Source organism: Flavobacteriales bacterium (assembly GCA_016779995.1).
Classification (GTDB): domain Bacteria; phylum Bacteroidota; class Bacteroidia; order Flavobacteriales; family UBA7312; genus UBA8444.
In genome coordinates this window covers 60,832-78,370 of record JADHMO010000005.1, presented here as the reverse complement: position 1 = coordinate 78,370, position 17,539 = coordinate 60,832, and the positions used below count along the sequence as shown (strand labels likewise).

Here is a 17,539-nt window from a genome sequence, read left to right as displayed (position 1 = left end):
TTCTTATTAAGGGGCAAAAATACAGAAATTTATCCGTTAATTTGTCTTATGGATTGCTTGTTTGTTGGACAACATATTATTGAACTTTCTTCTGTTGATTCCACCAATAACTATTTGATTGATTTGTCCCAAAATATATCCTTGGTTGAAGGAACAGTCGTTATAGCCAAAGAACAAACAGCAGGTAAAGGTCAAAGAAATAATCGCTGGTCTTCTGAAGTTGGCAAGTCGCTGTGTATGAGTGTTTTACTAAAGCCTAAATTAGATATTAGTCAACAGTTTTTGTTCAATAAGTTTATCGCTTTATCCTTGTGCCAAGCTCTTAACAATTATTCTCTTACTACTAAAATAAAATGGCCTAACGACATACTTATAGATAGTAAAAAAGTGGCAGGAATTCTTGTTGAAAATTCAATTCGAGCTAGTAATATTGAAAAAAGTGTAGTTGGCATAGGAATAAATATCAATAATAATATCAGTCAATTACCAGCAGCTACGTCTATGGCTGAGTGTCTAAAAACAATCCCGACTATTTCAGAATTATTAGAGTTAATCTGTAAGAATATTGAGAAAAATTATTTTTTACTTAAACAAAAGCCCTTAATGATTAATGAGCTTTATCACCAAAATTTATATCAAAAGGGTGAGGTTCAAAAATTTTCTAAGAATGGCGAGACTTTTGATGGTATTATAAATTCTGTCAATGAGAATGGTCAACTGCTTGTAGAAGTCAATGGTCGTTTAGATTTCTACAATATGGGTGAAATAAAATTTATGATTTAATTTCTTTTAGTTTTTCAGTCAGCAGGTTTAAAAAATTACCTAATGGTTTGGCTACCATCATTTTCATCATTGGATTTAGTTCTGCTTCAAAATGAAATTGAGCAATACATTGAGTTTCATTTACCTTTTCTAAAGAACATGATAGGGTAAAGGGTAACTTTCCATCTTCAGCTTTCATTTTAACACTAGAAAAAGGTGTTCTTTCGTAAATTTTAAGGTTAATGGTTGGCATACCTTGTATGCTAAAAGAACAACTGTCTTGGGTAATTTTTACGTCTTGTACCTGTGGTGGCATTAGGGTCGCAAAATTGGTAAAATCACTAATGAAGTTAAAAATTTCTTCATCGGATTTATTGATAGTAACAGCTTGACTTTCTATTAAACTCATTTATTCCAATTTGAAGGGTCTTCTCGCCATACTTTTAGCATTTCAACATCGTCCTTGGTGATATATTTTGTTTCTAATGCTTGATCTATTAACGTGTCATAATCACCAAGTGTGAATAACTCGCAATATGCTTCTTCAAAGCTTTTTTTAGCGTGTTCAAAGCCATAGCTAAAGATAGCTCCCATGCCATTTACTTTTAAGCCGCCATCTCTTAGTGCTTGAACAGCTGCCAAACTACTTTTACCACTGCTTATTAAATCTTCAATGACTACAACTGTCTGCCCACTTTCTACCTTGCCTTCAATAAGATTTTTTCGACCATGTTCTTTAGCTGATGCTCTTACGTAAACAAAAGGAACGCCTAGTTCTTGAGCAACTAAAACACCATGTGCAATAGCACCTGTAGCTACGCCAGCAATTACATCAGGCTTACCATATCTTGTAATAACACCTTCCACCAAATGTTGACGTATAAAGGTTCTTACCTCAGAATGAGAAAGACTAATTCTATTGTCACAGTAGATAGGAGAGTGCCAGCCAGAGGCCCAGACAAATGGTTCATCAGGATTAAGAATAATAGCTTTGATTTGCAATAATGATTTTGCAACTTGCTTGGCAGTTTCAATGTCTAAAATCATGGTGCTAATGTATGAAGTTTTTATAAATCATCATTCCTTAATTTTATCTAATTCTGTGGCAAAACCCACCTACACTCAATACGATTATAATGAATCGTTTAATTGGGCTGATTTTATAAAAACTATACCACAAAAAGGCACTTTAAAATTATGGGTAAAATCTGATGATATTGAGTCATCTTGGCGTAGCTTCAAAGCAGAGTTTGAACTTATTGTAGCAGCTGGTGGTTTAGTAAAAAAACACCAAGATTATCTATTTATATACAGAAATGGTAAATGGGATTTGCCTAAAGGAAAGTTAGAAAATAATGAAGATGTTGCCGAATGTGCTTTAAGAGAAGTTGAGGAGGAGTGTGGCATTAAAGACTTGGTCCTTGAACACAAGCTGATTCAAACCTATCACACATATTCTATGAATGGTAAAATGGTGCTAAAAGAAACACACTGGTATCTCATGAATTCTACTTATTCTGGTGTATTTGTTCCGCAAACTGAGGAGGGTATAGAAAGAGTAGAGTGGAGAAGTAAAAACGATATTCCTGAATTGATGAAAAATTCTTATTCTAGCGTTAAAAAAGTAATTGATTCGGAAAGAAATTAAAGATTGATTTCTTCAGGAACAAATTGACTTACATCACCACCATTTTTGATAATATCTCTTACTAATGTTGAGCTGATGTGTGAGTATTTGGCTTCTGTTATAATAAAGATAGTTTCTATGTTATTTTGCATAGAATGATTCATTTGAGCTATTCCTTTTTCATATTTAAAATCGTGAGAATCTCTCAAACCTCTAAGGATATAATTAGCCTTTACGGCGATACAATGGTCAATAGTCAGCCCTTCGTATCTCATTACTTTTACTTTGTCTTCTTTAGCGAATACATTTTCAATCCATTGCACTTTTTCTTGAATGGAGAAGTAATCATTTTTAGATGAATTAATACCTATACTAATTATAATTTCATCGAAAAGAGGTAGGGCTCTATTCACAATGGACTGATGTCCTTTTGTGAAAGGAGAAAAGGAACCAGGAAAAACTGCTATTTTTTTTGTCATGCGTTAAAGTTAAAAAAACTAAACATTACTCGACCATATTGACGTACATTTTTAAAATAATCATTATCACTAAAGTCTGTGTATTTATCATGCTCAATCACTAATGTTCCTTCGTTCTCTAAAACGTCTTTAGAAAAAATAAGTTTAGGAATATCTTTTATCCTTTCGAGGTTATATGGAGGGTCAGCGAATATGAAATTGTATTTTTCCTTATTGGACTTAATAAACCTAAAGACATCGGATCGAATGACTTTATGGTGTAAGCCCAATTCTTTATTGGTTCTTTTTATAAATTGAATACAATTAAAGTCGAGGTCAACAGAAGTAATTTGTGGACAACCTCTGGAGGCAAATTCATAGCCAATATTTCCTGTTCCAGCAAAAAGTTCTAAAAGTTTAATTTCTTCAAAGTCTATGGAGTTGTTGAGTATATTAAATAGACTCTCTTTAGCAAAATCTGTTGTTGGTCTGACGGGTAAACTTCTTGGAGCAACTATGGATTTACCTTTATATTTTCCGCCAATTATTCGCACAGGTGTTGGTGTAAAAGTGTGTAATACTCGTGTTCTAAAATAGAATCTATATTTGGACTTAAATTAACACTTCGTTTTGCAAACTTGACATGGCGTACGTAAGTATAGGCTAACTCATAAAATTCGGAGTCTTTTTTAACATCGCCCATCAATTCCAGTAAAATATGTTCAGGGTTTAATTCCAATTGTTCGCAAACAAATAGTATATAGTAGATGCAATCGTGAGCTGTCTTATAGTTAAATACATTGAAATATAAGAGTTTCGAATGGTCAATGACTGTAATGTGCATTTGCTTGTAATCAACATTGACAATCATAGTTTTACCTTCACTATTTTTATGTTGGGCTAACATATTAGGAAGATGTATTGAACTGAAGTGTTTTAAATTACTTTTAGGAAAGAAAGTTGTAATGATGTCTTGTTCAGCTTTGGATATTCCGTAAACGGCATAACTTCCTATGGGTTTAACTTCATCTGCTAAACTATCTAGTTGTTCTGTTCTAATATGATTCAATTCTAAGTACTTCTTTCTATCCTCATTTTTGTAAAGCGAGGCAGGTACTAAGGTGTACTTTTTAGTGCTAATAGTGATGTTTGTTGAAGCATACTCTTGAGATAACCACTTGTTTTTTTCTATACTTTTTTCAAGTTGAGACAATGAATCTTTATACGATTCTAAAGCTAAAATTTCTGCGCTATTTCTTATGCAAAAAGAAAATCCATTCAAGCCAATTTGAATGGATAAATGACAATCTTTAATAGATTGCAATTCTAAGGATTTTGTATCAATTAGAGAATGATTTGGTTTATTCGCCCCAGTTTCCATTGATTGATGCGTCTGACATAGAGCCTACTCTTAAGGTATTGTCTAAGTCAATTCCTTTGTTTGTAGCGTCTAATCCGTTAAGGAAAGTACCAAAAGTTGTAGATACCTCAAATACTTGAACGACAACTTTACCTTTTTCGATAGTTCCTGATTCTATACTAAACGTTTCATCAGAAAAAGGCACCATTGATAACTTTTCTAAATCAAAAGGAAATCTATTATCTCTAGTATCTAAATAATCTTGATTATAAATAGTTTGATAAACTGGCACAAATACAGTATCTCTACTTATTATTCCAGCCATAAGTGCTTGGTCTTCAGTTAGAGAGTCAGGAGTTTCGCCGATAGCCTTTACAACTGCTAAAGAATCATTTTTTACAAAAGACAATAAGCTGTTAAAATCACCAGCATAAACTCTGTATTTGTCTTTAAAGGCTATTTGTGCAGTTCGAATATCTTTTAAATCCTGAATAACTGCGGATTTACGGAAGTTAGTTTCTTCCTGAAATTCTTTCAAACTGATTGGACTTCTGTATACTAGCCAAGCTAATATTATAATAACGGGCCAAAGTATTAATTGTGTTGTTTTTCTATTCATGATTCTTCAAATAAGTTAGCACTGGCAAAGCTACAATTTTTTTAAGGATATTTTGGTAGTTTTGTATCTACTTCATAATACCAATGAATAGCACAAAATTAATCCAACTTTTAAATAATAAATTCCCTTTTGAGCCGACCTCTCAACAATCCGAGCTTATAAATCAGTTATCCGAATTTGTAGAAAATTCATCTTCCAACAGTTTGTTTTTACTGAAAGGTTATGCTGGGACAGGCAAAACAACCCTTGTAAGTTCACTAATAAATAGTTTATGGTCTGTAGGTAAAAAAGTAGTTTTACTAGCGCCAACAGGTCGAGCAGCTAAAGTATTGTCTGTGTACTCAAAGAAAAGTGCTTTTACGATTCACAAAAAAATTTATTGGATGCGTACCAATTCTCAAGGTAATACCTATGTTACTTTACAAGAAAATAAGCATACCAATACTATTTTTGTAGTAGACGAGGCTTCAATGATTCCTGATGCCTCGGATAAAGGTTTTGGTGGGAGGGTGCTACTTGACGATTTAATTGAGTACGTTTATTCTGGCGTAATGTGCAAGTTAATTTTAATTGGTGATACAGCTCAATTACCTCCTGTAAACCTTGATATTAGTCCTGCTCTCGATGAAAATTTATTAGGCATTACCTACAGAAAAGATGTTTATTCTGCAGAATTGACTCAAGTTGTTCGGCAACAATCATCTTCTATGGTTTTAGAAAACGCTACTCATTTACGAGATAAAATTAGTGCTAATGATTTTGACTTACCACATGTCAAGTGCAATAGCGAGGTGGTGAGATTAGATGTTGGAATGGATATCCAAGAAGCTTTGGAAGACGCCTATTCTATTAGTGGTGTAGAAGGGACAGTTGTAATTTGCCGTTCCAACAAAAGAGCTAATTTATACAATCAACAAATAAGAGCCCGCATTAGAGGATTAGAAGATGATATATCTACCGGCGATTTTTTGATGGTGGTAAGGAATAATTATTTTTGGTTACCTGAGGGAAGTAAGGCTGGCTTTATTGCCAATGGTGATATGGTTGAGGTTATGAGAATTTATGAAATCAATGAGTTGTATGATTTCAGATTTGCAAGAATATCTGTTCGCTTAGTAGATTATCCAGATGAAGAAAATTTAGAATGTATAGTCTTATTAGATACCTTAACATCAGAGACTCCCGCTATGACTTACGAAGAATATAAAAAATTGTACGATGAGGTGGCTAAAGATTATGCAGATATCCCAAAACGAGCTCAGCGTAATAAAGAGATTAAGCAAAACCCATATTTTAACGCCTTGCAAGTCAAATTTGCATATGCTATTACGTGCCATAAATCTCAAGGGGGACAATGGGAAAATGTCTTTGTTGAACAGGGCTATTTTACTTCTGATATGCTAAGCAAAGAATACTTTAGATGGTTGTATACCGCCCTTACAAGAACAACAAAAAAGTTACATTTGATAAATTTTAAAAAAGAATTTTTTGAATAATTGATATGAAAAAAATAGTTTCAAAACTGATACTATATATTATGGGTTGGAAGGTGGTGAGTGATATTCCCACTCAGAAAAAGTACGTTATCATTGTCTCTCCTCATACTAGCAATTGGGATTTCATTATTGGCAGATGTTTTGGATATATGCTTGAGATAGAAGCCAAATATCTTGGTAAAAGTCAATTGTTTCGCTTTCCCTATGGTTGGATTTTTCGCCTGTTGGGTGGTATTCCTGTGGATAGGTCTAAACATAATAATCTCGTCGCTTATGCTATCGAATTGTTTAAATCTTCTGATGGATTAGTTTTAGGACTTGCACCTGAAGGTAGTCGTTCAAAAGTAGAAAAATGGAAACTTGGATTTTATCACATTGCAGTTGGTGCTAATATACCCATAGCACTTGCCTATCTTGATTATGCAAAAAAAGAAGCAGGTATAGGTGAAATGTTTCAACCAAGTGGAGAAATCCAAAAAGACCTTCAAAAAATAGAAGACTTTTATAAAGGTATTTCTCCTAAATATTCAGAAAAATACAATTCTAAAATATTTTAACTCTTTTACAGATTATTGAGAAGTACTTCTAGCTCAGCTTCAGTTACTGATGTAAGTGCGCTAATAACTTCCACATGGTCTTGTGTAATAGTGCTTGTTACAAAGTTGTAAAAGAATGTTCCATCACTTTCCGAAATGACTACAAAGGTAACCTCCATACCAACTGGTGTTGAGTAAGATGCTCCCAAATCGAATGTACCATCTGCATCGTAGTCACTAAGACTTGCTACTGAATTAATATCGCTATAATAAATGAAAACAGCCGAATTGTCTCCGTTAAAAGTATCAGGTAAAACAACCTCAACTTGTGTTAAAGGGTCGGCAGAGTTATAGAAGTAGTCGCAGTTTATCCAACCAATCGAATCTATTTCAAAGTCAAAGCTGAAGAAATCTTCAAAAAATGTAGAATCCTGTCCATTGCCATTAGTATTGGTGATAACGGTATCATCTTCACTTTCGTCCCAACCGAATCCACCTTGATTGTCAAAACTACCATCGAAGAAATCCATAGGAATATAGTTGTCAGTCGGAATACTTACCATTACAGGGTTGCTATCGTTGATGCTGAGTTGTTGGCCATTTTGAGTGGCGTTTAAATAAACAACACCGCCAGAAACGAGTAGTCGCCCGCTATGAGTAAATGTTGGTCGATTTAACAGCATCATTTCTTTTTTAGTTAATGCTTCAACTAGCTCAATGTTAAAACTTCCATTTACTGGATTGCCTAGAGTGTTGATGAAAGTATTTGAGCCAAAGGTATAGACAATACCTTTGTCTGAGGTAATACTTTGGTTAGATGCAGAGCTATTAACATTAATGGTTTGAGTTGCTTCATCTAAATTATCCTCAAAGAATTTGTTGATTTGACTTGAGTTTGGAGTAGTGTTTATATTAGAAGGTATTATTATTGTTTCAGTTTCTTTTTCACATGAAAAAAAGAAAAACACAGAAAATATCACTAAAAGAGGAATTGAAAAATACTTCATAATATTATTTATTTGAATAAGTTAAACTTTGACAAGGTATAAAAAATTTATGATTTTAATCAAAAACCTTATCAATGGTCTTACTACTTCAAAAAAAATATCCCATCAATTCTGATGGGATATTAAAGAAAAAAACAAATTTGAGTTTACTCAATAATTAATTTTTTAGTTTGAATACTATTGTTGAATTTAATTTGAATGAGATACATTCCTTTTGCTAAGCTTTTTGAATCAAATTTGACTTTGTTATAACCTCTGTCTAAAGGCAGATTTACCTTTCGACTGAGATTGTCCAAGATTATGATATCGGCTTGTTCGATATCCTCTCCTTCAATTGTAAAGCTATTTCTAGTGGGGTTTGGATACAATGAAATATCTTCCGATATATTTAACTGTTCGTAAGTTAAGGGTGAGCCAACCGTAAATTTAAAATTGATGTTGTCTCCAAAGTCTGGTTCAAAATTTTTGACCAGTGACCCTCCATTTTTATACAATCGACAAAAACCAATTCCGTCATTATTAGCCCAAAAGTCAATACCATCATCACCTGAATCATCGACTCTAAATGTGTAGCATCCATAGGCTAATTCTATGGTATCTTTATATAATGTTCCATTACTCATATTATCTCTTGATAAAATGACATTATTTTCTGAATCTAGTATTTTCCAACTACTTTCATAGGCTGCATTATTCGTTCTAAAAAATATGACTAACTCTTCAGGCATTACCTCTGGAATATCAAATTTTGATTTATATGTATTATTAAACTCATATTCATCTTGACCTCCATTAGGCGATTCAACACTAGCATAAAAAACATTATCACTTGCATTTACACTTGACCATAAGGCTAATGATGATGGCAAGCTTACCACTTCACTTTCATCAAATTTTAAGTTACCTGTCCAATTGTAGGTAAGAGGGTTGGTAGAGTTATTTACCCAATATTTAATCTTTAGTGAGGTTAGAATAGTTTTTCCTGTATTTTTTATTACAACTTTTGGAGTGTGACAAATGGAATTATTACGGCTAAATTCAACTCGGTTTGATGGCTCTTGTACCTCGACAATACTTGCGTCTAAATCAAAGTTGATATCTCCATAGGTAATTAATTGATTGTTTATTATATAATTGGAAGTTCCGCTAGCGTTTAATACGCCGTAATCTATAGTTACATTTTGACCTGGGCTAACCATAGGTGTAATATCGTAGTGTTGAATGTCCGTTGGGCTGCCAGGGCACCATCCAGCCCTATCGTAAATCCATGTTCCACCTTGAGGATAGATAGGATTTTCAGCACATTCTTTCCATACTTGCCAATTAAATTCACTACTGCCACCATTGATATTTATGTAGTGTTGTCTTCCTATAAATTCACCTTCTTGACCATGTCCTGTTATAGAAGAACGTATTTTAAAATATTTAGCTAACGGATTTAATTTAGTTTCTCTAGGAGCAAAGAATCGGTCACTTTCTAGATGTATGTAAGACCTAGATTCAGGTCGCCATATTTGATTAAATCCGATAACATCTCTAGGAGGTGTCCCTAGAATAAATAAGAATTTTATATCCATATCCTCCATCCATTGCCCCCCTCTTTCCATAGTCATTCTTTTTTGCCCTTTAAAAATGGGTAAAAAGTCGGTCATATCAAATGTCCATGTTTTACCTTTTGGACCTAAATCTAGACCTAAGCCATAGGGGGTTACAAAAGACATAATCTCAATTTTTGAAGGAAAACGTCTTTGGTATTCTAGGTCGGTTATGGTGTATGTTCCCTCGCTAGAAATAGTATTGCTTGATAATATATTGCCCGTTATTGCATCATACACATTTTGTTCAGTTGCTTCCCAAAGGAAAGTTTCAGAAACGACTTCAACTTCATCGTGTATTTGAGTGCCAATATTTTGTGTTATTGTATAGTTTTTTACCAAATTAGGTTGTCTCATTATAGAGTCATATACGCTTGTTTGATTAACAGATAAATCGTAATCGCCTCTTAAAAGTGTAATGTTAGGTCTGTTGTTGTCATTACTAAAAAAGCGATTGAGCTCATTTCCTCTTATAAAGTTCCAAAAATGTGGTGAATTTCCTTCAGCTATGATATTGCTATTGGATTCATCTGTTAGTTGGGTGCTATTGCCTTCATCTATTTTTAGGTAGGATTTGAGGTTTGAGTAGTAGGGATGTGTGTTGTCAACATTGATATTTTTCCAAGCATTGATTTCTGTTTGTGATAGTTCTTTATCCCAAATTCTTAGTTCATCAATAAGTCCTTTGTAGTTTAAATTGCCATTTTTATCAGCACCCAAAATAATTTTGTTAATGTTTATAGGTTTTGTTTTATCATTTCCATTATGCCATTCTATACCGTTAAGGTATATTTTCATAGATCCAGTATTAGTGTTTTTAGTAAACGCCCAATGATTCCACTGTCCTTCAAACTCATTTTCAGATGCAGCTTTTAAAATTCTATCATAATTATTTCCTGAATTACCGCAATCAAAATATACATTGCTGTTGCTCCATGGCAAATGAAAATTTAATGTTCTTTGACCATTACTATCAATAGCTTCAATAATGGAAGTATTTGTAGGCATTAAATTTGGAATTCCATTTGCCCAAAAAGAAACGGTAATTTCATTTTGAATAGAAGATAGGTTGTCAATTGGAATTTCTGCATTTCCACCAAAAGATGTATTGATATGATAGCCATTATTCGTAAATATGCCTAAATTGTTAGAAGGCGTACTTGTTAGCTGTATGTCATTTGTTGGTGTTGAGTTTGTAAAGGAGAATTCAACGATAAGATTATCTGTGCCATTCCATTCAAATGGGGTTTCAAATTGAAGTCTATTTTCACCAACTTGAAAGTTAAACACATCATCAAAAAATACTTGGCTAAGCCCATCTGTTATTGGGTTGTTAGCTAAAATTTCATTGTCGCTTGTTGATTTCAATTTTAGCCTTAGAAAATGTATAGTGCCAGAGTTATTGGCATTAACTATAATTCCATCTATTTCGCCTGCAGAAAATCCAGCTGCTATAAGCTCATTCGCTGTATATAAGTATTGTGATTTTCCTGATTTATTAGAGCCATTCAAAGTAGAGTTTGAACTAGTATTACCATTGAGGAGGTCGTAACTGTTTTCTGATAAAATATTGTTAAGTGTTACAGTGTTTTCTTCATATTGGTATAAGTCGTAAATTTCTTGTGAGGTGTAAGAAAAATTTGTCCCACTAAAGTTTGAAATGACATAATTAGGGTGAGTATATGTAACTGAGTCTGTTCGTGTTGAGTCGTGTAAGTAAGTATTGCAAGACGAATCCCACTCACCACAACCTTGATCTCTATTACTCGAATTGGAAACTAAATTGTTTTTACAACGCATGTTGTACAACATCAACACTTTTTCGATGGGTTGGTCTGGTAAAATTGAAAAATCAATAATTGTATCTCTAATACCTGGAGACCATTGGTTAACGCCGTAGGTTTGAGAATAGTTAAAAGATTCGATGACAATTGTGTCGCCTACATTTTGAGCATACACACACATTTGCATTATAGATAATGCAGAGATAAGGAGGATAATTTTTTTCATATTTAAAAGGGTTTATAAAATGTGATAAGCCACATTTCATAAACCCAAAATTATAAAAAATAATCCGTATTAGGATTATAAAAAAATATCTAAGCCATTTTAGCTTTTAAACCCTTGTCTAAAGCTTCTAAAAACTCTTCTGTAACAACATAATGACTTTCGTTCAAGTCTTTGCCATGAATACATAAAGCTAAATCCTTTGTCATTACACCACTTTCGACAGTTTCTACACAAACATTCTCTAGAGTTTGGCAGAAGTCAATAAGTGCTTGATTATTATCTAGTTTACCTCTAAAAGCTAAGCCTCTTGTCCATGCAAAAATAGAGGCAATAGGGTTAGTAGAAGTCTTTTTACCTTGCTGGTGCTGTCTGTAGTGACGAGTTACTGTTCCGTGAGCAGCTTCAGCTTCCATCACATCGCCTTCAGGGGTTACTAGTGTTGAGGTCATTAGTCCTAGTGAGCCAAAGCCTTGCGCTACTGTATCAGATTGAACATCACCGTCATAATTTTTACAAGCCCATACAAAAGCGCCATTCCATTTCAAGGCAGCGGCAACCATGTCGTCAATAAGACGATGCTCGTAAGTTAGTCCAGCCTCATCAAAAGCACTTTTGAATTCATTTTGATATACCTCCTCGAAGATATCTTTGAAACGACCATCGTAAGCTTTTAGGATAGTATTTTTTGTGGAAAGATATAATGGCCAGCCTTTAGCTAGTGCTTGATTAAAGCAAGAACGTGCAAAACCATAGATAGATTCATCGGTATTATACATACTCATAGCTACACCACCTTGCCCTTCATATTGATAAACCTCCCAGCTGACTTCTTCTCCGTTTTCAGGAGTGAATGTCATTGTTAGTTTACCTTTGCCTTGGATTACAGTATCGGTAGCTTTGTATTGGTCTCCAAAAGCGTGACGTCCAATGCAGATAGGTTTGGTCCAGTTAGGCACTAATCGTGGTACGTTTGAGCAGATGATAGGTTCTCTAAATACAGTACCACCTACGATATTTCTTATAGTACCGTTTGGTGAGCGCCACATTTTTTTAAGTCCGAATTCTTCCACTCTTGCTTCATCTGGAGTAATGGTAGCGCATTTGATACCTACTTTATACTTCTTAATAGCATTAGCAGCATCAACAGTTATTTGGTCATCTGTATTGTCTCGACTTTCCATTCCTAAATCATAATATTTGATATCTAAATCAAGATAAGGAAGGATTAATTTGTCTTTGATAAATTTCCAAATGATGCGCGTCATTTCATCGCCATCCAATTCTACTACTGGGTTGTCAACTTTTATTTTACTCATGATAATTTTATTCAATTTTTAAGTGTGCAAATTTACTATTTAGTATCCGAATACGTCTTCTAAAGACAAGAATTTTACATCGCCATATTCTTTCAGGGCATCGATGTTTAAATCATCTTTATTTCCTAGTACTAAAATGGTGTAATCGTTACCACTGATGTGCTCGTTGTGGAAATTAGTTAAGTCTGACATTTCGAACTTGTTGATATTGTCAAAAATATCTTTTCTAGAGTCGTAATCGTAGCCCAGTCTTTTAGCCGATTCGTAGTTGAAAAGCACACGGTCTTTGGTAATACGTTCTGTACGAATCTTTTGAATGACTGCCTCTTTAGCATTTTCTAAATTAGCTTCTGCTTCAGGTATAGTTGTTAGCAGTTCTTTCATGCCCACCATAGCTTCTGCCAATTTATCGGCTTGAGTTCCTATATAGGCAGTTACATAATGCGATTTGTCATTTTCTCTAGGTGTACTGTAGGCACTATATACCGAATAAGCTAGAGCTTTAGACTCACGTAAAGTTTGGAAAACAATACTTCCCATACTTCCACCAAAGTATTCGTTATGAAGTTTGATAAGAGGCATTTTTTCAGCATTGAATGCTTGACCTTTAGCTACCATTAATATTTCGGCTTGTTTCATATCGTAGTCGATAACATAAACCGATGTTTTGTTGATGTCCAATTCTTTAAAATCCTCTACTTCTTGAATTGGGTTCAATTCAGAAGGAATAGGGTGTAATTCGGCGATACTTTTTTCTGTTTCTTCGAATGATTTTGGTCCATAATATAAAACACGGTGCTCATAAGAAGTCAAGTTTCGGATAATATCAATCAACTCGTCTGAAGTAATTGCCATTATTTCCTCGTCAGAAAGCGTATTAGTAAACGGATTGACTGGACCATACTTGGCATAATTGCTCATACCACTGTAAAGAATAGTTTGCTTGTTGAGTTTAGCATCAGCTCTCTTTTTAAGGGTATTCATTTTGAGGTTTTCTAATGCTTCTTCATTGGCAACTACATTGGCAAGTAATTTTTCGAAAAGCTTTACAGACTCTTCAAAATTATCATCAAGACCTGTTAAAGAGATGTAGCTTTGTTCGTTTTGGCTACTTACCGATAATTCGCAACCTAATTTATAAAACTCTTCTTTTTTCTTAGCTGGACTCATATCTTCAGTACCTAAGAAGTTGAGGTAGTCAATAGCCATGCTTAGTTTTTTGCTGTGATTTTTGCCTCTATCGCTGATATAGAATAGTTTAAATCTGCTATTTTCTTTGTTTTGCATGTACAATAATGGTACGCCGATGTCAGCTTGTTTTATGTCACTTTCATAATCTAAGAAGTCAGGCTCTATATTGGGCACTTCTTCTTCAAAGATTTTAGACAAGAACTCCGATTGAGAATCTCTATTAACTTCAACAGGGGTGATGGCAGGTTTACTTACTTTAATAACTCCAGTATCTTCGCCTAAGTTTTTACGGACATAAACATAATTGTCTTGGTAGTATTTTTTAGCTACCTCCATGACTTCTTCTTTGGTAATACTTTCTAGTACTTCCATTTCTTTAACGTAGTCTTTCCATTCGATACGTTGAATAAACGATTGTACAAATTCATTGGCTCTACTTGAGTTGCTTTCGTAAACTTTAATTTTTGAAAGTTTCATATCGCTAATAATAGCTGGTAAAAGCCAATCTGGGAAATCACCATTTTTAACTTTTTCTACTTCGGCGATAAGCAAGTCTTTCAATTCGTCTAAAGATTGCCCTTGCTTTGGAGAACCATATAAAATATGCGTACTGTAGTCTGATAGGATGTATGGGAAACAACTGGCTTGAAGTACTTTTTGTTGCTGGTTCAAGTTAAGGTCAATAAGACCTGCTTGACTATTACTTAACACCATATCAATAATTCGCATTACTTGTGTTTCTCTATCCTTGACGCCTGGGAAACGATAGCCTAAGTAAATTCTTTCTGTTTCAGGACCGAAAACATCTTTTATAATTGGTTCGGATATGGGTTCTTCAACGCCAGGTGCGAACTCTGGGTCGTCTTTTCTTTCATAAGCACCAAACTTTTGGTTAACCCAATTGATTACCGAATCAGGGTTAAAATCTCCTGACATACATATAGCCATATTGTTTGGCACATAGTTTTTGTTGAAATATTTTCTAATCTCCGAAAGAGAAGGATTCTTAAGGTGCTCAATAGTACCTATGGTAGTTTGTGTTCCATAGGTATGTTTTTGGAAAAGACCTTCTAATAATGCCTCAAACATTTTACGACCGTCGCTATCTAATCCTCTGTTTTTTTCTTCGTAAACAGCCTCTAGTTCAGTGTGAAAGAGACGAAAGACTGGCATACGAAAACGCTCAGACTCTATGTCTAACCATTTTTCTAATTGATTGGAAGGTATATCATTGACATAAACGGTTGCCTCGGCAGAGGTGTAGGCATTGGTTCCTTTAGCCCCTATGTTAGAAACCATTTTGTCGTATTCGTTAGCGATAGCAAATTTGGCAGCTTCTCCAGAAATAGAATCAATTTGAGCCCAAACTCTGTCTCTATTTTCAGTATCATTCATATCAATTTGACGGTACTCTTCATACAAAGCTTCTATTTCTTTAAGCATAGGTTCTTCTTTAGCATAGTCTAAAGATCCATATTTGTCCGTGCCCTTAAACAACATATGCTCTAGATAATGTGCTAAACCTGTGGCATCGGCAGGGTCATTTTTACTACCAGCTCTTACAGCAATATAAGTTTGTACTCTTGGAGCATCCTTATATACTGAAAGGTAAACTTTAAGCCCATTGTCCAAGGTATAAATTCTGGCATTCATAGGATCGTTTTGCACCTTCTCGTAGCTATTCTCTAATTTATTCATGTTTTTATTGACGTTATATCCTATCCATGCTAAAGCGACTAGAATAAGAATAATGGTTAATTTGGATTTCATAGTTTTTTGTTTAGTAATTAGAAGTCTATTTCGAGGTCAAATTTATCCTTTAGATTCAATAAGTCAGGATTTTTTTTGACCATTTTTTTAAATTTATCTTCAGCAGTATAAGCTTTCATTTCTTCTTCTTTAAGAGGTGTAACCTCAACTGTTAAGCTGATGTAATCGTTTTCTAGTTGTGACTTCAGATACCCTAAAAGCTTAGTCTTTTCATCGTTTATCACCTCTTCTTGAACTTTATTGTCTAATGTTATGCACACATTGAAGCTTTCTTTCAATATGGCTTTTTTATCTTTTAGAATAGATAGTAAATTGTGTTTGCCAACGTTCTCTTTTTCATTGGCGTATTGTTCCCATTTTTCGTTGAGGTCTTCTTGTGAAAACGCTTGTTCATTACGCTTTTCTTCTTGGACTACACTATTATCCTTTTTCTCATCTTGTTTTTCTGTTTTAGAATGAGGGTTAATGGAAATGGTCTTTTTCGGAATGTTGTCTTTAAAGTTGACAATTTTAATGGCTTTTGTGGATGTCTTGGGTATGTCAATTTCTACTTTTTCTTCATCTTTTGGTAGGATTGATGGAGTAGCAACTACTTTTTGCTCTTCAATTTCCTTTGTTACTACAGTTTTTACTTCGTTTGACGGCTTTTGCTTAACGACGAAAGTTTTTTTTTCTACTGTAGTATTATCTTCTTTAACGCCACAAATTTGCATTAAGGTAATTTCAACCAACAGACGCTGATTTTTACTCATTCTGTAGTTCAAGTCCACTTTATTGCAAAGTTCAAGAGCCTGTAATAAGTGTTGTTGTTGCCAACTTTGGCTTTGTTCGAGGTATCGCGTTTTGATGCTATCGCCAACTTCCAATAAACTTAGTGTACTACTATCCTTAGCTACCAGTAAATTTCTGAAGTGCATGCCCAAGCCGTTGATAAAATGATGGCCGTCAAAACCGTTATTTAGGATTTCGTTGAATTCGTTGAGTGCCGTAGGAATATCCGAATGATACAAAGCATCAGTTACTTTGAAGTAATAGTCGTAATCAAGTATGTTAAGGTTTTGTATAACGGCTTGATAAGTCAGTTTATCGCCACAAAAACTAATGATTTGATCAAAAATAGATAAAGCATCTCTCAGTGCGCCATCGGCCTTTTGAGCAATGATGTGCAAGGCTTCTTGCTCGGCGTCAATACCTTCATTTTTTGCCACATAAGCCAAGTGCTCAGCGATATCAGCAATTTGTATGCGCTTGAAATCAAATATTTGACAACGTGATAAAATGGTTGGTATGATTTTATGTTTTTCGGTAGTAGCAAGTATGAACAAGGCATGAGCAGGGGGTTCTTCTAAAGTTTTTAGAAAAGCGTTAAAAGCCGCTTGAGATAACATATGTACCTCATCAATGATGTAGATATTGTACTTGCCTACTTGTGGTGCAAAGCGTACCTGATCTACTAACTCACGAATTTTATCCACGCCATTATTGGAGGCAGCGTCCAATTCATGAATGTTGAATGAGTGGTTGTTGTTAAAGCCTTGGCAGGACTCACATTCGTTACAAGCCTCTATTTCTGGGCTAAGATTCATGCAGTTGATGGTCTTAGCTAAAATACGGGCACAAGATGTTTTGCCAACTCCTCGAGGACCACAAAATAAAAAAGCTTGAGCCAAATGGTTGTTTTTGATGGCATTTTTTAAAGTGTTGGTAATGGACTGCTGACCCACTACAGTATCGAATGTAGCAGGGCGGTATTTACGAGCCGAAACAACAAAATTTTCCATCTGATTCATTT

The 17,539-nt window shown here is 34.4% G+C and carries 15 protein-coding genes; 4 read left to right on the top strand and 11 right to left on the bottom strand.

Annotated elements, in window-relative coordinates; all coding sequences use genetic code 11:
* The first annotated feature begins 48 nt into the window (after window positions 1–48).
* Window positions 49–783, top strand: coding sequence for a biotin--[acetyl-CoA-carboxylase] ligase (locus tag ISP71_04975; protein ID MBL6663439.1), 735 nt, complete (start codon window positions 49–51; stop codon window positions 781–783).
* On the opposite strand, the gene ISP71_04970 is transcribed toward ISP71_04975, so the two are convergent.
* Both ISP71_04970 and ISP71_04965 read right to left on the bottom strand, forming a co-directional pair.
* Entirely contained in the window at window positions 773–1,171 is a 399-nt protein-coding gene (locus ISP71_04970; protein ID MBL6663438.1) for an SRPBCC family protein, read from the bottom strand. The two genes, ISP71_04975 and ISP71_04970, sit on opposite strands and share 11 nt — an antisense overlap.
* Window positions 1,168–1,809, bottom strand: a complete 642-nt coding sequence (locus ISP71_04965; GenBank protein MBL6663437.1) for an orotate phosphoribosyltransferase — start codon at window positions 1,807–1,809, stop codon at window positions 1,168–1,170. Before ISP71_04965 ends, ISP71_04970 begins: the two co-directional genes overlap by 4 nt.
* A 7-nt stretch (window positions 1,810–1,816) precedes the next feature.
* Between ISP71_04965 and ISP71_04960 the strand changes: the two genes are divergently transcribed.
* Complete coding sequence (locus ISP71_04960) at window positions 1,817–2,410, top strand: NUDIX domain-containing protein (protein MBL6663436.1); 594 nt, start codon at window positions 1,817–1,819, stop codon at window positions 2,408–2,410.
* On the opposite strand, the gene coaD is transcribed toward ISP71_04960, so the two are convergent.
* Genes coaD through ISP71_04940 form a run of 4 tightly spaced genes read right to left on the bottom strand, consistent with a single transcriptional unit; the run spans window position 2,407 to window position 4,826 of the window.
* Window positions 2,407–2,868, bottom strand: coding sequence for a pantetheine-phosphate adenylyltransferase (gene coaD, locus ISP71_04955; protein ID MBL6663435.1), 462 nt, complete (start codon window positions 2,866–2,868; stop codon window positions 2,407–2,409). The genes ISP71_04960 and coaD overlap by 4 nt on opposite strands.
* The gene (locus ISP71_04950; GenBank protein ID MBL6663434.1) at window positions 2,865–3,401 is read right to left on the bottom strand and encodes an RsmD family RNA methyltransferase; all 537 of its coding nucleotides are present in this window, start codon (window positions 3,399–3,401) and stop codon (window positions 2,865–2,867) included. Before ISP71_04950 ends, coaD begins: the two co-directional genes overlap by 4 nt.
* Window positions 3,392–4,228: a DUF3822 family protein gene (locus ISP71_04945; GenBank protein MBL6663433.1), complete on the bottom strand. Its 837-nt coding sequence runs from the start codon at window positions 4,226–4,228 to the stop codon at window positions 3,392–3,394. Before ISP71_04945 ends, ISP71_04950 begins: the two co-directional genes overlap by 10 nt.
* On the bottom strand, window positions 4,209–4,826 hold the full coding sequence (locus ISP71_04940) for a hypothetical protein (GenBank protein MBL6663432.1): 618 nt from the start codon (window positions 4,824–4,826) through the stop codon (window positions 4,209–4,211). The genes ISP71_04945 and ISP71_04940 overlap by 20 nt, the downstream gene beginning before the upstream one ends.
* 83 nt (window positions 4,827–4,909) lie before the next feature.
* On the opposite strand from ISP71_04940, the gene ISP71_04935 reads away from it, so the two are divergent.
* Window positions 4,910–6,322, top strand: coding sequence for an AAA family ATPase (locus tag ISP71_04935; protein ID MBL6663431.1), 1,413 nt, complete (start codon window positions 4,910–4,912; stop codon window positions 6,320–6,322).
* A 5-nt stretch (window positions 6,323–6,327) separates the two neighbouring features.
* Window positions 6,328–6,879: a lysophospholipid acyltransferase family protein gene (locus tag ISP71_04930; GenBank protein ID MBL6663430.1), complete on the top strand. Its 552-nt coding sequence runs from the start codon at window positions 6,328–6,330 to the stop codon at window positions 6,877–6,879.
* A gap of 5 nt (window positions 6,880–6,884) precedes the next feature.
* On the opposite strand, the gene ISP71_04925 is transcribed toward ISP71_04930, so the two are convergent.
* The 5 genes from ISP71_04925 to ISP71_04905 form a co-directional block, all read right to left on the bottom strand.
* A complete protein-coding gene (locus ISP71_04925) occupies window positions 6,885–7,865 on the bottom strand; it encodes a hypothetical protein (GenBank protein MBL6663429.1) in 981 nt (326 codons plus the stop codon).
* Window positions 7,866–8,011: 146 nt separating this feature from the next.
* The gene (locus ISP71_04920; protein ID MBL6663428.1) at window positions 8,012–11,470 is read right to left on the bottom strand and encodes a T9SS type A sorting domain-containing protein; all 3,459 of its coding nucleotides are present in this window, start codon (window positions 11,468–11,470) and stop codon (window positions 8,012–8,014) included.
* A gap of 89 nt (window positions 11,471–11,559) precedes the next feature.
* Window positions 11,560–12,786 (bottom strand): isocitrate dehydrogenase (NADP(+)), encoded by a 1,227-nt coding sequence (locus ISP71_04915; protein MBL6663427.1) that lies wholly within the window; start codon window positions 12,784–12,786, stop codon window positions 11,560–11,562.
* Between the two features lie 39 nt (window positions 12,787–12,825).
* Window positions 12,826–15,747: an insulinase family protein gene (locus ISP71_04910; protein MBL6663426.1), complete on the bottom strand. Its 2,922-nt coding sequence runs from the start codon at window positions 15,745–15,747 to the stop codon at window positions 12,826–12,828.
* Between the two features lie 17 nt (window positions 15,748–15,764).
* Window positions 15,765–17,528, bottom strand: a complete 1,764-nt coding sequence (locus tag ISP71_04905) for a DNA polymerase III subunit gamma/tau (protein ID MBL6663425.1) — start codon at window positions 17,526–17,528, stop codon at window positions 15,765–15,767.
* Window positions 17,529–17,539 lie beyond the last annotated feature (11 nt).